This is a genomic window from Anabaena catenula FACHB-362 (assembly GCF_014698735.1).
Lineage (GTDB): Bacteria > Cyanobacteriota > Cyanobacteriia > Cyanobacteriales > Nostocaceae > Anabaena > Anabaena variabilis_A.
On the sequence record NZ_JACJTQ010000077.1, the window covers coordinates 1 to 13,311 of the forward strand.

Genomic DNA, 13,311 nt, shown 5'->3' on the forward strand with positions numbered 1-13,311 from the left:
TTACAACCCTCATTTTACACACATAACTACGGCTAATTCTCATCAATAAGCTCTTATTTGGGCTTTTTTCCTACAAACCTACATTGTAGGACTAATATTTGATTGAGTATATATACGTATAAATACTTAAATCAGGGGTTTTGTAAGCATAGCTCTATGGTACTGAGGATTTTTAAATATCATTTATGATTTCTATATTTCTATATATGTATCTAAATTATAGCGGTTGTCCGTTGCACAAAAACTGAGCAAGATAGGGATGAGAATGCATCCAAAAACATAGGAATGGTCAGATGGTAAGACTATTTCGGTAGCACAACCCGATGAAGCGTTAAGAATCACCCTTTCAAGGTGACTCGAAAAATCTTTTTTTTACTCCGCGCTCTCGATCCCTCTGCGATTTAAAAGTAATTTATCTAACCACAGAGGCACAGAGAAGCCAGTGCTTTGGGCGGGTTTCCCGATTTGTAGCAACTGGCGCGACACAGAGTAAAGAGGTCTATTAGTTTTTTGAGCAAAATTTTTACCCACCTTGAAAGGGTTGATAGCTAGTTATTGATTTGTTAACTATTACTAACTTATGCTATAGTTTGTCTATGGCATATATACCACTCAGAAAAGCGGTCGAATTCCTGGGATTGCATCCAAATACATTGAGAAGATATGCAGATGAAGGCAAAATCAAAAGCATTAAAAACCCAGCAGGGCAAAGATTGTACGATGTCGAGTCCTACGTCAATGGCAGTTCAGCTCGAACTACCGTTATTTGTTACTGCCGAGTCAGTTCCTCAAAACAGCGAGATGATCTTGACAGACAAATCGCCTATATGCAATCCCTCTACCCAGACGCAGAAATTATCAAAGATATCGGCTCAGGAATTAACTTCAAAAGAAAAGGACTGCAAGCCCTACTGGACAAACTTTTGCGAGGAGATAAGTTCACGCTTGTTATTGCCTGTCGTGATAGACTCGCAAGATTTGGATTTGAACTTGTACAGTACATGGTCGAACAAAACGGTGGACAAATCGTGGTTCTCGACGCAACTGTACACTGCCCAAATACCGAACTCACCCAAGATTTACTCTCAATCCTTTCCTGCGGAACGCTACGCGAACACGTCTTCTCATGCAGAATGCACGGACTCAGAAAATATTCTCAAAAAATCAAAGAAGATTTATCTAGTTCTGACACCTGCACAAAAAGTGATAATTAAACAATGGTTTGGTGTTTCCAGGTTTGTTTACAATACAACTATCAAGTTATTACAAGATGGTGAAATCAAAGCCAATTGGAAAGCCATTAAAACAGGCATATTAAACAATTTACCTGACTGGTGCAAAAGTGTTCCTTACCAAATAAAATCAATAGCAATTAAGGACGCTTGTAAATCAGTAAGTAACGCCAAAAATAAATATAAAAATGGAGGAGGGATAAGTAAATGTAGATTTAGATCAAGAAAACAACCAATTCAATCTTGTTATATTCCGAAATCAGCAGTTCTTGAAAAAGGAATTTTTTACACAATATTAGGTGAGGTAAAATATAAAGAATCTTTGCCAAAAGACCTTGGCGATAGTCGCTTAGTCCTCGCGTATGGTGATTATTATTTGACAGTTCCACAAGTTAGTCCACGACTTGATACCGATAACCAAGGACGAGTTGTGGCTTTAGATCCAGGCATTAGAACATTTTTGACTTTCTTTTCTGAAGATTCATTTGGCTGGTTGGGTAATGCTGCTAACATCAAAATTCAAAAACTATGTTTTGATTTGGATAAATTAATTAGCAAAATATCTCAAGCTAAATGTAGACAGAAGAAGAGATTAAAATTAGCCGCAACTCGATTAAGGGGAAAGATAAAAAACCTTGTGTCTGAGTTGCATAAAAAGACAGCTAAGTTTTTGGTTAATAACTTCGATGTAATTCTTTTACCAAGTTTTGAAACATCTCAAATGTCAAAAAAAGGAAAAAGAAGAATTAGGAGTAAATCAGTAAGGCAGATGTTGACTCTATCTCACTATCAATTCAAGCAATTTATTAAACATAAAGCTTTTGAATACAAAAAGATAGTGTTGGATGTCAATGAAGCCTATACTTCCAAAACAGTTAGTTGGACGGGTGTTGTAGTCAAAAATCTTGGTGGTTCTAAAACTATTAAATCTCTATCTACAAATAATATGATGGATAGAGATTTGAATGGTGCGCGAGGAATTTTTCTTCGTGCATTGGTTGATACGCCTTGGTTAAGAGAAAATCTTAACTTATGTATTTGTTAGCATTAGTTAGCAAAAAAGTATCGGCTACTCAGACACAAAAGGACTTTTCAGCCTGTTCCTTATTCCCTGTGAAGAGTTCCCTTTGAATGTGTTTTGGCTTACCTGTGGCAGAACCGATTTTTACCACAGGTAAAATTCTTGGCTTAAGAAAGACCTTGGAAATACTTATCTAAAGCCTCATGTACCAAATCAGTCATAGGCCGATCTTGTTTTTCAGCCGTTTCTTTTAGATGTAAATAAACATCATCACGCAAGCTGACCCGATGACGTGATTTACCACTACTGGTTGGAGTTCCAGGTATATAGGTATCTGAGAATTCGCGGATAGCATCAAAACCGATTCTGTCGCAAAAATCACCAAAACCCTCTTTGCCTTTCCGTGACTTCTTAAAAAAGACAAAAATCGGCTCTAAAAAGCTTTCTATATCATTGTCATGCAGCTTTTCAATGATAGGTTGCGCCAAGCGTGTTTGATCTGGTGAACCACCTAACCAAACTTGGTAAGATTCCGGCGCACTACCCACAAAACCTAATTCTGCCATATAAGGACGAGCGCAACCGTTAGGGCAACCAGTCATCCTGACCACAAAATGGTCTTTTTGTAAACCCAGCTTATCTAATAAAGCGCGGATTCTTTCTAAAATTCCGGGAATTGCTCTTTCTGATTCGGTAATGGCTAAACCGCAGGTAGGCAAGGCCGGACAAGCCATAGCATACCGTGTTAAGGGTTCAATTTTACCAGGGTCAGAGACAACGCCACGAATGTCTAAAATTTCTTGAATTGCTTCTTTGTTGTCTGGTGCAATGTCGTAAAAAATGACGTTGTGGTTGCCTGTGAGACGAATTGGTAAGTTAAATCTTTCCACAATTTCCCGCAAAGCGGTTTTGAGTTGAAAGGAACCTTCGTCTTTTACCCGACCATTATCGATGGAAATTCCTAAAAATAGCTTACCGTCACCTTGTTCATTCCAACCCAGAAAGTCTTGATATTTGAATTTGGGTAGGGTTTTGAAAGGTTCGACTGCTTTACCAAAGTATTCTTCAACTTGGGTGCGGAATTTGTCCACACCCCAGTCATTGATTAAATATTTTAATCTAGCGTGACGACGGTCAGTGCGATCGCCATAATCTCTTTGAGTGGCAACAATCGCTTTGACGATACCATAAACATCATCTTTTCCTACATAGCAGATAGGATCGGCTACTCTAGCAAAGGTTTCTTCTTTATTGTGGGTTCTTCCCAAACCACCACCCGCAAGGATGTTAAAACCTTGGAGTTCCCCTTTTTTATTGGTAATCACTACCAAAGTCAAATCTTGGGAATACAAATCAACGGAATTATCACCCGGAACCGTGACGCAAACTTTAAATTTGCGGGGCATATAGTGAGTACCATAGATTGGTTCCTCATTGTCATGAACAATTGTGCCATTACCATTCCGATGTCTAGCAGCTTTGACATCTGGGTGTTCTTCTGCACTAATGGCCTTTTCACCATCTAGCCAAATTTCATAATAAGCCCCGGTTTGGGGGGAGAGCAAATCAGCAATGTTTTGGGCATATTCCCAAGCATACTGATATTCGGGGCGATTTTTAAATGGGGCAGGGGGAGCCATGACGTTGCGGTTGATGTCACCACAAGCACCCAAGGTTGAACCTAGATTTTTGACAATTGTAGCGATCGCATTCTTGAGATTCTTTTTCAGAATACCATGTAGCTGAAAACCTTGGCGGGTAGTAGCTCTTAACGTATGATTACCATATTCATCCGCCAACTTATCTAAAGCCAAATAAAGCTCAGGAGGTACAAACCCACCCGGATTTTTTGTCCTCAGCATCATTTGGTAATCTTTTTCTTGTCCCTTAGCACGGTTATCACGGTTATCCTGTTGATAAGATCCGTGAAACTTCAGAATTTGTATGGCATCTTCACTAAAATGAGTTGTATCCTGAAGTATCTCAGTGGCTACAGGTTCACGCAAAAAGTTACTATTTTCTTTGATACCTTCTACTTTGGAAGGCTTGCGGTTTGTGAGAGAGGAAGCAGCAGAGTTAACCATTACAGTAGTTATGTTTGTCAATAATGCATCAGTTTGAGCCGAATTAGCAATTTTACAGTACCTGTTCAGCTATTAAAACACCGAAATTTCGGTCGTAATTATGAAGAATAATTTTATCTTAACACGGTAAAATGCTGGCTTTATCAGTGATTGAACACTGCATAAAACCAGCATTGGCAGTAAATAGGTGCAATTAAGCACGACATAGTTTTGTTTTTCCTTGTTGACATATCCATATATCGGTCATTAATGTCAACAGCGGCGATTAAATGGAATTGCACCAGTTTACTGAATTTATTGTATCAGTCTCATCTGCCAATTTTTTTCCTCCCTCAGACAAAGTTAGCAATCCAGGTAACTTTCTACTTAAAGCTATAGCCGATACCACCATTGATGCTAACAGCGGAAGCATCACTATTTTGGTAAGCACCCAGTCCAACTTTGGCGTTTGTGTAGATCAGGAAATTTTTTCCTACTTCTGATTCCACACCAGCACCTACAACGACAGAATCTCTGTTACCCAAAGGTGTAGGTTTGCCATCTTTTTCTACAAAAGAATAACCACCGGTAAGAAAGGCATTTGTTTTATTAGCAATAGGAACGTCTACAGAAACTTCGGGGATGATAGCAGTTGTTTCATCGCTCCAGAGGACATTACCACGGGCTGAGAATGGAGTATTGCCCAACTTCACCCGGCCTGTGACATTACCACCCAAGGTAGCGGCATCGTTGTTTTGTCCGCCATTGGTAACACCAGCTGCCACACCTGCACCAATATAACTAGCATCAGTACCCTTTTGTGTTTCGGCAGATGCTTTGCCAGCGTTGAAAAATACAGGAGTAATTACTAAGGTAGATAAGGCAGAAATAGCGACTAAAGACTTGAGTAAGCTTTTCATAATTTTCACCAAATTTTAGAAGTTTTACTGTTAAATTACAGGTCGAATATCTGACAAAAATGTTCCAGATAATTTTTATATTTGCTGAAATCCTGGTTGCCATTGATGCAATCTATTGAGGATTAAGTGAGTCAGCAAATTTTTGCCCCCGTAGTTATAATTGCACAGCGATATCCTCTAATTCCAGATTTTAAATTTAAGTTTTGAAAATTTTGATTGAAATTGAATCATGCTAACATCAACAAAAACATTGTCGGGGTTGATGCTCAAGACGCGGAGATGGGGAGACGCGGAGAGGAGGAGACACGGGGACGCGGAGATAGGGAGATGGGGTGACACGGGGAGATAATTAAGAATTACCTGCCCCCTGCCCTAAAAGCAATGGGGTATTTTTTTATTGGGGAGTCCCTAACGGGCAATGAGCGCTTGGGGAAAGAGCAATTACCACCATGACTTTCCCCAAAGAGCGATTTACACCTTAAAGCAGCGACAGAGAGTAAACCTGACCATCAATCAACAGTCGAGTGATGCCTTTGGCTTGTAGATGAGTACTAGCCTTATGTAGCATTCTACTGTCGGGAACTTTAATCACGCGATCGCGCTTGGTAGAAAAGCGCTTGGCTACTCGGTGGTTATCAAATACTGGCAGTGTTTTTTGTTGAGTTTCAATGGTGGGAATTGGACCCAGGTCGCCAAAATCCTTAAGTGGTCTGGTAATTAATTCTGCCGAGCGGTCAATTACCAAGTAACAAGTTTTCGGCAAATGCGCCACCGACAATGGTAAAACTTGAACTGGTGCTTCCCCAGGTCGGCGTTTGGCCACTAAAGGTTTTATTTCCTCAAAGTCTTCATCCTCAAAGTCCTCCTCATCGTCGTACAAATCTTCATCTAAATCGTCCAAATCATCAGACTCATCTAGCAAGTCCTCGTCGAAGATATCATCTATGGCGGTTACTACTGGATGTTCATGGTCTAGAACTAGTCTGGTGGGTAGACTGGGAATTTCTAGGGGCTTGGGTTCTGACAACTTGTGTCTGACGATTTCTATTTCTTTGACTACTGGTTTAGGTTTTTCCACCGCTGAGGAGCGTGTTTTCACCCTTCTAATAGCCGGAATTGGTTGAGTTTCCAAATCGGACTGAGATACTTCTTCTATTGCTGGCTGTTGTGGTTCAACCTTGGGAAACTCCAAACTAGGGCTGTGGCTGCTGAATGGTTCTGTTTCTAGCTGTGGTTGACTCAATAGAGGTAACTGCTCATAGTTTACCTGCGCTCTGCCTTCAGGGGTTCTAGCAGCACGTTTTAAAGAAACGAGGTATTCGTACTCTTCTTCTGGTAAAGTACTTTTGAGCAGTCGGCTAATTGTTGAGTTGCTGACACCATAGCGATCTGCCAGAGTCGAGGTTGTTTCGGCAGTCTCTCTATATAACTTGAGAATTTCTTGTTTGTCGGAATCTGTTAATTTTCTCACGGTAGACACCAAAATTTGTTAAGTTCGTTTGCGTCCACTGGTACGTCGCTTGAGGCTCAATGATGCTTCGTATTCTAAAGCAGCGCCCATACCAAATAAAACTCCACTAAAGACCCAAAATACTTCTAGTATGTCTCCACTTTGGTAATCGGGAAGATAATTAGTGGCGTATTTAAACCACATATCTGCAATGTATAGCGAAAATGCTGCCGCTGCAATCATTCTCCAGGAGAGAGAAACTTTTCCTCCCCAAAAAGCCAGCAGCATAATCGTGGCGATAATTAACAGCAGCAAATCACTAACTACATAAAACCAATTGAGAACAAAGGCTAGTTGCTGAACAATTGCATCTAGTTCTACTGAGGGAGCTTTTTTTTGCTGAGAAATCCACCAGGCGACAAAACTGCCTATCCCTCCAACTGACGCGACAATTAGCCACTGCCATTTTTCTAGATGAATTCGCCGGGAGAACAAAGCTAAGGCCATACCTATGCCCAGAAACAGATAACTCAGTACAAAAAACACATCCCCTAGAGATACTTCCGGGTCTTGTCCTAAGATTACTTCTACATAACCGAAAAATATTCCTCCGATGCAATAAGCAACCATACCTAGCCCAATTAAGAGCCATACCTTTCGACTACTGACAATTTGGCTACTCTGCCAGTTTCTTAAGCATAAAACACCTGCACCCAAGTAAGCGGCAGCTTCAAAAATATTTGTCCCCACTACATACCAATTTTCACGAATTTCTGTGCCATTTTGTCCGGGGATTTTGGCACTAAACAACAAAAAGAATAGCAGCGCTAGTAAAGCCCAGCCCATGCTAACCAAGATGATGTTTTGAGTAGTAAAAATGGACTTAGAACGGTATGAATTGTTGTAAGAGTTACTCATAGGTCTCAACTAGGTAAATGCACTCTAGCAGTATTTTTGGCGCAATTGATTATGTGGTCAGGAGTTGACCTATCAGGCATTACACAATTTAACACCGAAGGCAAGTGCTAATGGACGGTTCGTAATCAAATAATATCCATGCTACTGCCAAAGTTTACTTAGTGGAGATTGACTTAACCAACCGATAAACACCAATTGCTCTTCTTCTGGCATATCCTGTAACCGATCCTTTAATTGACGGGCAAAATTAGTATCACCAAAATATGTTTTTCCTAGTCGATGGAGTTCTTCCAGGAGAATAATCACATGAGTTTCTTGCCAAGCAGGCAATTTGGTCATTTGTGAAGGCTCAACAGTTAGTAATGATTTAACTGACTCGGAGGAAGATACTTGGGGAAATTGCTTTTGCTGTAATATCCCTGTTATATCTTTTTCAAATAAACCGGCTTGCCGATTACCTAATAAATCCTCAATGTCTAGATAAACAGCTTGTAGCAATAAAATACTAGCTAAGGTCAAAATTTCCGTGTTGCTATGGCTACCTGTGTCATTATCTAGCTGTTCTAAGCGGATTTTCCCCCAGACACTATAGCGCTCTGGTTCTTCAAGCAACACACAAGCTTTGCCACGATTGTCGGTGAGAGATCTCCATAAAGCTTTAGCTTCGATCTCTTGACTAGCTTTGAAGACACTGATCAGGCGAAAGGTTTGCCCCTGATAATGGAGGATCGGCACCTGCTGATCCCGCGTTGGGTGCTGAATACTTGATATTTCAACATCCTGGCGTTTGAGAATAAACATGGCACTAGCAAATAACTCCTCACAGGGGCTGTTTTGATAAGGGATCTGTCATGGACTTGGGCAAGATTGCCAAAAGTATAATTATTTAGTTTATTTTGGGGGAGAATTAGGCATTTGCCAAACGCTTTACCAGCATACGCCCTATAGGGCATCAGCTTTCATGGGCAAGTTCCCCCTTGACATCACAATATATCTGAATATCCCATCTATTTCGTTTTTAGTGTACATCGACTCACTAGTGACTTGGATTTTAGTCTTGATATTCTGGAATTTTCAATTTTATCTTGCTTATGACTAGGAAGAATAGATATAATGGTGTATGATGACTTTTTGAGAAGCCAGACATCAGTCTTGGGCGCGTAGCTCAGTGGATAGAGCAATTGCCTTCTAAGCAATCGGTCGCAGGTTCGAACCCTGCCGCGCTCGTTTTAACTCAATATAAACCCTCAAGGTCATAAGTAATAATATACTGAATTTGCTAATTGAGGGTTAATTTTGATGCATCACATCAGATAAGTGCGGATATGTCCGCTAATTCTTTTGGTGTATGCTTTAGATATTTTCATCCTAATAAGTATAAAAGCGTATTATTGTATTGAAATATGATCCCTAGTTGTTAGCCTGATACCAATTTACGATATTCTATTAATTCGATTTGAATTACCTGTGAACTTGTGATTAAAAACGATATTTGGATTACTGAAATGGCTCAAAAGGGTATGATTTCGCCTTTTGAGCCAAGTTTAATACGTCATCTTGCCGAATTACCGATAATTTCATTCGGACTTAGTAGCTTTGGTTATGACATCAGACTATCTCACCAAGATTTCCGTATTTTTAGGCATATTCCAGGAACAGTAGTTGATCCTAAGAATTTTAATCCTGAAAACTTGGAGCAAACAAAACTCCATACAGATGAAAATGGTAGTTACTTCATCCTTCCAGCACATTCCTATGGACTTGGGGTTGCTCTTGAAAGGCTAGAAATACCAGAGAATATTACAGTAATTTGTATAGGTAAAAGCACTTACGCAAGGTGCGGTATAATTGCTAATGTAACTCCTGCGGAGGCAGCTTGGCGCGGTTACTTGACCTTGGAGTTATCCAACGCTTCTAGTGCTGACTGTCGTATTTATGCCAATGAAGGCATAGTACAGTTGATGTTTTTAGAAGGAGCGCCCTGTGCAGTTAATTATGAAGCGCGTCAGGGTAAATATCAAGACCAGTTAGGTGTTGTAACTCTGGCTAGGGTTTAAATTGGTCAGACAGAAGCTTAAGTTATCAAGTTGTGAGGAAGTGAACTAGGAAATATGATATGTCAATCTTAACTGACACTGATTTGAGAAAAATTATATGTACTAACGAAGCTGAATTAACTGATGACAAACTGTTAATTCAACATTTTGATGAGGATTGTTTAACACCTATGGGTTACGATTTAAGAGTTGGATGCTTTTATACAAAGTATGCTTCTCAACCAAATCTCGTCACTATAAGTGAAGGGGAGAAAATCATTATTAAACCAAGAAATGCAGCTTTAATTGCTACTTTAGAGCAAATTAAAATGCCAAAAGATGGTTCAATATCAGCATTGATATTATCAAGAATATCACAGGTCGCAAAGGGATTATCCCATATTTCCACAAAAGTTGATCCAGGGTGGGCAGATGGTGAATTATTAATACCGATACAAAATGTTTCGAGAAATAGTATTCCTTTAACTCAGGGAGAAAAATTTTGTACCATCGTCTTTTTTAAGAATGAATCCATTCCGACATTAAAGTATAGTCCACGTTCTAGTGGATCAAAATTAGTTAAATTATTAACTCAGAATAATCGAGAATCTTTATGGAAAGATTTGCAATTAGCACTAGTACCAATACTTATCATTGGAGTACCGAGTATTATAGGTTATTTATATTTTGGTAATACGACAGGAAGTAGCGTTACCGTAGCAATAGCAATAGGTATAGAGAGAGCTACATCAGGCATAGTTGCAAGATTAATAGAGAGAAGGTGATTCATAAGAATGACTTTACTGCTCTTAGTATATCAAAGCTTAGAAGTCTGTATAGTGCATTAGCATCCAGGAAACTCTCTACAACTGTTTTATTGCTACCATCCAAATATAAATGGGACAATACTCATAAGTTTTGCCAAATCAAAAATTACTGTTGACTAATTATACACTGAATTATAAGTTGTACCTCATTAGTTAGCAATTGAGTTGTGTTAGCCTTGCCTTTATATACTTAGATAATCATGCCAGAAGAAGAACCAATCTCAGACCCTTTTTTAATACAACTATTAGAAGGGTATACTTTAACAGAAGTAGCTGAGATTGAAAAATATATGACTGAGTGGGATGCTGCTACTTATAGCAGTGTTGCTCAGAGTATATTAGACCATGCAGCTAGAAAAGATATTGAACCTTTAAAGTATTTACGCAAAGCTCATAACTTTAATAAAAAAGGAGCTATCAGAGTTCCAAAAACTGGATATCGTGGAGATAGTTCAGCAGTATATCGGAAAGGTAATGAATATCTGATTGTCAAACCAGACAAATATGGTAGCGAAAAGATAGTTACTTATGGAGTTAACGATGACTGAAGCAATTTTAAATGAGCAGGAGTTGACAAAGATAAATATTGCTCAATTATTGTCACAATTGACAAACGCATATCAAAACACCCGCAGCGAAAGAAAAGAAATTGCTACTCAGTTTCCACCAGAAAATGAAGAGTTTTCACTATTAGAAGAAATTGAACTTTTAACAGTAAATTTAAGAGGGTATGCCAGTCAAATTGCAGCTACAGGTCAAATAGTTAATAAGGAGCAGGTAATTTCTCAATTACAAGCAATGCGAGTTTTTAGTGTGTCCGCAATTGGGAAATTTTACTTTAACAGTAATGGTAAGTATGAACAGATGAAGGATTATATTAGAATGTTAGATTACTTGAGATTGTTATTGTTAGAATATTTGCAGTCTGTTTAAAAGCTAAATATCAAATTCTATAACTATAATCGATTCAATTGCTATAGTATTATTGATTGCAACCGAACAACTTTATACATTTGATAAGTATAAAGATGTCTTAATTTTCAAAGGTTTATCTTGCTCATAAATCAACTCTTGTTTACTAGATAAAGCAATTTCCGCTTTTTGCAACTCCCCACCCAAGTAAATCGCGTGTTCGACTTGCAAACCAGGACAATCTGCTACTATTTGCCGAGAAAGTTGACTTGCAGATTTACCAGAATAACAATTAACTACTTCTCCAGAACCAGGAGTCATATGTTCCACAATAATAATGCCATCCTGGATATAAATAACAAAACTACCAGCAGGATCTGCATAATCTCTTTGCTGGCAAATTTTGGCGTATTGGGATTTAATTACATTTTCAGTATTTTCAAAACAGTCATCATAAATATGGGCGCTTTGACTAATGGTAATTAATGAACCCATTTTTAAAACATGATTAGATTTTTGATTAATAGCTTCACAAATATATCGTTGTAATTCCCGTAATCCCATAGCATTTGCAGGCCATGCGGAAAACATATCATTACTGCGGAAAGTTGCAGTTAAAGATAATTCATTATCAACTATTCTTACCCAAATATGATTTAGGCAAGGTGGACTATCATTAGCATCATGACTAGCATCCCATAAAGACATTACTGCTCTAGCTGAATCAATATCAGCGACTAGTTTATCAATAACTTGTTGAATTTGATCGCGTCCAAACCAAGAACGTAAACGTTGCCCATAAGTATATTTCACACCTTCCCGATTCGGTGCATCATCTAAAATTTGCGAAATATATTCTTCTAAAAAACTTCTATCAATTGGTAAATAATTGGGTTCAGGAAAATAGAAATCATCAGGTTCATCGGTGACAACTGCCATTAAATCTATTAATTCTTGCCATTTGCCATCATAACCAGTTGGTCTAATTGTTCCTGTTGTCTTAATGCGATGAATGATTTTTACCCAAGTTTCAGCTATGGTTTTACCTTCAATTCTGTGTCCATAGCGTGTTCCTGGTAAAACGGTGGGTTCAACGGTAGCCATAGGAAACTCTAAAGGAACTCCCCAAGGATCAATTATTTCTTTTTGGGCGTAATGCTTAATTTTATCAACTGCTTCAGTAATTGATTTAGCTTCTTTAACTTCTATAGCAAGTCTGAGTTTTTCTAAAGCATTTATATCAATATCAATATCAATATAACCAGGAATCGGAGAAAGAATTATCCAAGATTTACGCCCAGTGTCACTTAAATTTTCTTCAACACCATTGTGAAAAAAGTCGAGCAAGCATTGACAAGCACCTGCATTTTTATCTTCTTTAGTAGCGTTGAGAATTACTAAATGACGAACATGGGGATTTAATAACAAATTGCGAATTAGTAAATTTATACCCCTAGTGGGTGAATACAACTGCCCAATTACAGCGTACTCTGATGGTTGTAGGTGTTTTGCGATCGCTTGCTTCACCGTCCATCCTGTAATCACTGCCGTTTGCCCATAACCGTAAATCAACTGGTTGGGCTTGTGCTGTGCCGCGTAACGGAATTCAGTTGCGTGACTCGTTCCTGTCATGGTTTGTTAAAAGTCAAATTTTAATAATTTAGCATCAACACTAGGATCACAAATTTTTATTTTTACTGCGTGATGCTGCACTTGATTTACCCATGCCTTAACGCATCATTACCTCAGCGTTCCTCCGCGCTTCCCTCAGCGTTCCTCCGCGTTAAAAAAATCACCCTCTTTCCAAAATTGTCGAGTTCAATTACCGATACAAAAAAGCTAACTAATGCTAACAAGAGCCAGCTTTTTCTTCCTGCTTCATCCTGTTCGTGTCGGCACTATCCAGTCCACAGGCTAACACGGTCAACCTGA

Annotated in this window: 12 protein-coding genes and 1 tRNA gene; 7 read left to right on the forward strand and 6 right to left on the reverse strand. The window is 38.8% G+C overall.

The genetic code is table 11. From position 1 onward, the window contains the following. Positions 1-596 precede the first annotated feature (596 nt). Both H6G68_RS25750 and H6G68_RS25755 read left to right on the forward strand, forming a co-directional pair. Entirely contained in the window at positions 597-1,214 is a 618-nt protein-coding gene (locus H6G68_RS25750) for an IS607 family transposase (RefSeq protein ID WP_190909187.1), read from the forward strand. Beyond that, positions 1,204-2,277, forward strand: a complete 1,074-nt coding sequence (locus H6G68_RS25755; RefSeq protein ID WP_339327892.1) for an RNA-guided endonuclease InsQ/TnpB family protein — start codon at positions 1,204-1,206, stop codon at positions 2,275-2,277. Before H6G68_RS25750 ends, H6G68_RS25755 begins: the two co-directional genes overlap by 11 nt. A gap of 143 nt (positions 2,278-2,420) precedes the next feature. On the opposite strand, the gene sir is transcribed toward H6G68_RS25755, so the two are convergent. The 5 genes from sir to H6G68_RS25780 all read right to left on the reverse strand — a co-directional run bounded on the left by sir (position 2,421) and on the right by H6G68_RS25780 (position 8,405). After that, a complete protein-coding gene (sir, locus tag H6G68_RS25760) occupies positions 2,421-4,337 on the reverse strand; it encodes a sulfite reductase, ferredoxin dependent (RefSeq protein ID WP_190909188.1) in 1,917 nt (638 codons plus the stop codon). Between the two features lie 362 nt (positions 4,338-4,699). Then, positions 4,700-5,236 (reverse strand): hypothetical protein, encoded by a 537-nt coding sequence (locus tag H6G68_RS25765; RefSeq protein ID WP_190909189.1) that lies wholly within the window; start codon positions 5,234-5,236, stop codon positions 4,700-4,702. A 478-nt stretch (positions 5,237-5,714) separates the two neighbouring features. Further along, positions 5,715-6,707, reverse strand: coding sequence for a transposase (locus H6G68_RS25770; protein WP_190909190.1), 993 nt, complete (start codon positions 6,705-6,707; stop codon positions 5,715-5,717). Positions 6,708-6,725: 18 nt separating this feature from the next. After that, positions 6,726-7,604, reverse strand: a complete 879-nt coding sequence (locus H6G68_RS25775) for a hypothetical protein (RefSeq protein WP_190909191.1) — start codon at positions 7,602-7,604, stop codon at positions 6,726-6,728. 141 nt (positions 7,605-7,745) lie between these two features. Beyond that, the gene (locus tag H6G68_RS25780) at positions 7,746-8,405 is read right to left on the reverse strand and encodes an Npun_F0813 family protein (protein WP_190909192.1); all 660 of its coding nucleotides are present in this window, start codon (positions 8,403-8,405) and stop codon (positions 7,746-7,748) included. 353 nt (positions 8,406-8,758) lie between these two features. Here H6G68_RS25780 and H6G68_RS25785 point away from each other — a divergent pair. From H6G68_RS25785 to H6G68_RS25805, 5 genes are all read left to right on the forward strand, one after another. Next, a tRNA-Arg gene (locus H6G68_RS25785) sits at positions 8,759-8,831 on the forward strand. Positions 8,832-9,109: 278 nt separating this feature from the next. Further along, the gene (gene dcd / locus H6G68_RS25790; RefSeq protein ID WP_199332725.1) at positions 9,110-9,661 is read left to right on the forward strand and encodes a dCTP deaminase; all 552 of its coding nucleotides are present in this window, start codon (positions 9,110-9,112) and stop codon (positions 9,659-9,661) included. Between the two features lie 59 nt (positions 9,662-9,720). Next, positions 9,721-10,425 carry a dCTP deaminase gene (locus H6G68_RS25795; protein WP_190909194.1) on the forward strand — a complete coding sequence of 235 codons (705 nt, stop codon included), beginning with the start codon at positions 9,721-9,723 and terminating at the stop codon, positions 10,423-10,425. A 242-nt stretch (positions 10,426-10,667) separates the two neighbouring features. Further along, positions 10,668-11,015, forward strand: coding sequence for a hypothetical protein (locus H6G68_RS25800; protein ID WP_190909195.1), 348 nt, complete (start codon positions 10,668-10,670; stop codon positions 11,013-11,015). Further along, positions 11,008-11,400, forward strand: coding sequence for a hypothetical protein (locus tag H6G68_RS25805; RefSeq protein ID WP_190909196.1), 393 nt, complete (start codon positions 11,008-11,010; stop codon positions 11,398-11,400). Before H6G68_RS25800 ends, H6G68_RS25805 begins: the two co-directional genes overlap by 8 nt. 72 nt (positions 11,401-11,472) lie before the next feature. On the opposite strand, the gene H6G68_RS25810 is transcribed toward H6G68_RS25805, so the two are convergent. Beyond that, positions 11,473-13,011, reverse strand: a complete 1,539-nt coding sequence (locus H6G68_RS25810) for a thymidylate synthase (protein ID WP_190909197.1) — start codon at positions 13,009-13,011, stop codon at positions 11,473-11,475. Between the last annotated feature and the right edge of the window lie 300 nt (positions 13,012-13,311).

What these genes read in the sequence shown, in the direction of transcription:
- H6G68_RS25750 (WP_190909187.1), top strand. Translation starts at nt 597, where the DNA reads ATGGCATATATACCACTCAGAAAAGCGGTCGAATTCCTGGGATTGCAT.
- H6G68_RS25765 (WP_190909189.1), bottom strand. Translation starts at nt 5,236, where the DNA reads ATGAAAAGCTTACTCAAGTCTTTAGTCGCTATTTCTGCCTTATCTACC.
- H6G68_RS25780 (WP_190909192.1), bottom strand. Translation starts at nt 8,405, where the DNA reads ATGTTTATTCTCAAACGCCAGGATGTTGAAATATCAAGTATTCAGCAC.
- H6G68_RS25810 (WP_190909197.1), bottom strand. Translation starts at nt 13,011, where the DNA reads ATGACAGGAACGAGTCACGCAACTGAATTCCGTTACGCGGCACAGCAC.
- H6G68_RS25795 (WP_190909194.1), top strand. Translation starts at nt 9,721, where the DNA reads ATGTCAATCTTAACTGACACTGATTTGAGAAAAATTATATGTACTAAC.
- H6G68_RS25775 (WP_190909191.1), bottom strand. Translation starts at nt 7,604, where the DNA reads ATGAGTAACTCTTACAACAATTCATACCGTTCTAAGTCCATTTTTACT.
- sir (WP_190909188.1), bottom strand. Translation starts at nt 4,337, where the DNA reads ATGGTTAACTCTGCTGCTTCCTCTCTCACAAACCGCAAGCCTTCCAAA.
- H6G68_RS25800 (WP_190909195.1), top strand. Translation starts at nt 10,668, where the DNA reads ATGCCAGAAGAAGAACCAATCTCAGACCCTTTTTTAATACAACTATTA.
- dcd (WP_199332725.1), top strand. Translation starts at nt 9,110, where the DNA reads ATGGCTCAAAAGGGTATGATTTCGCCTTTTGAGCCAAGTTTAATACGT.
- H6G68_RS25805 (WP_190909196.1), top strand. Translation starts at nt 11,008, where the DNA reads ATGACTGAAGCAATTTTAAATGAGCAGGAGTTGACAAAGATAAATATT.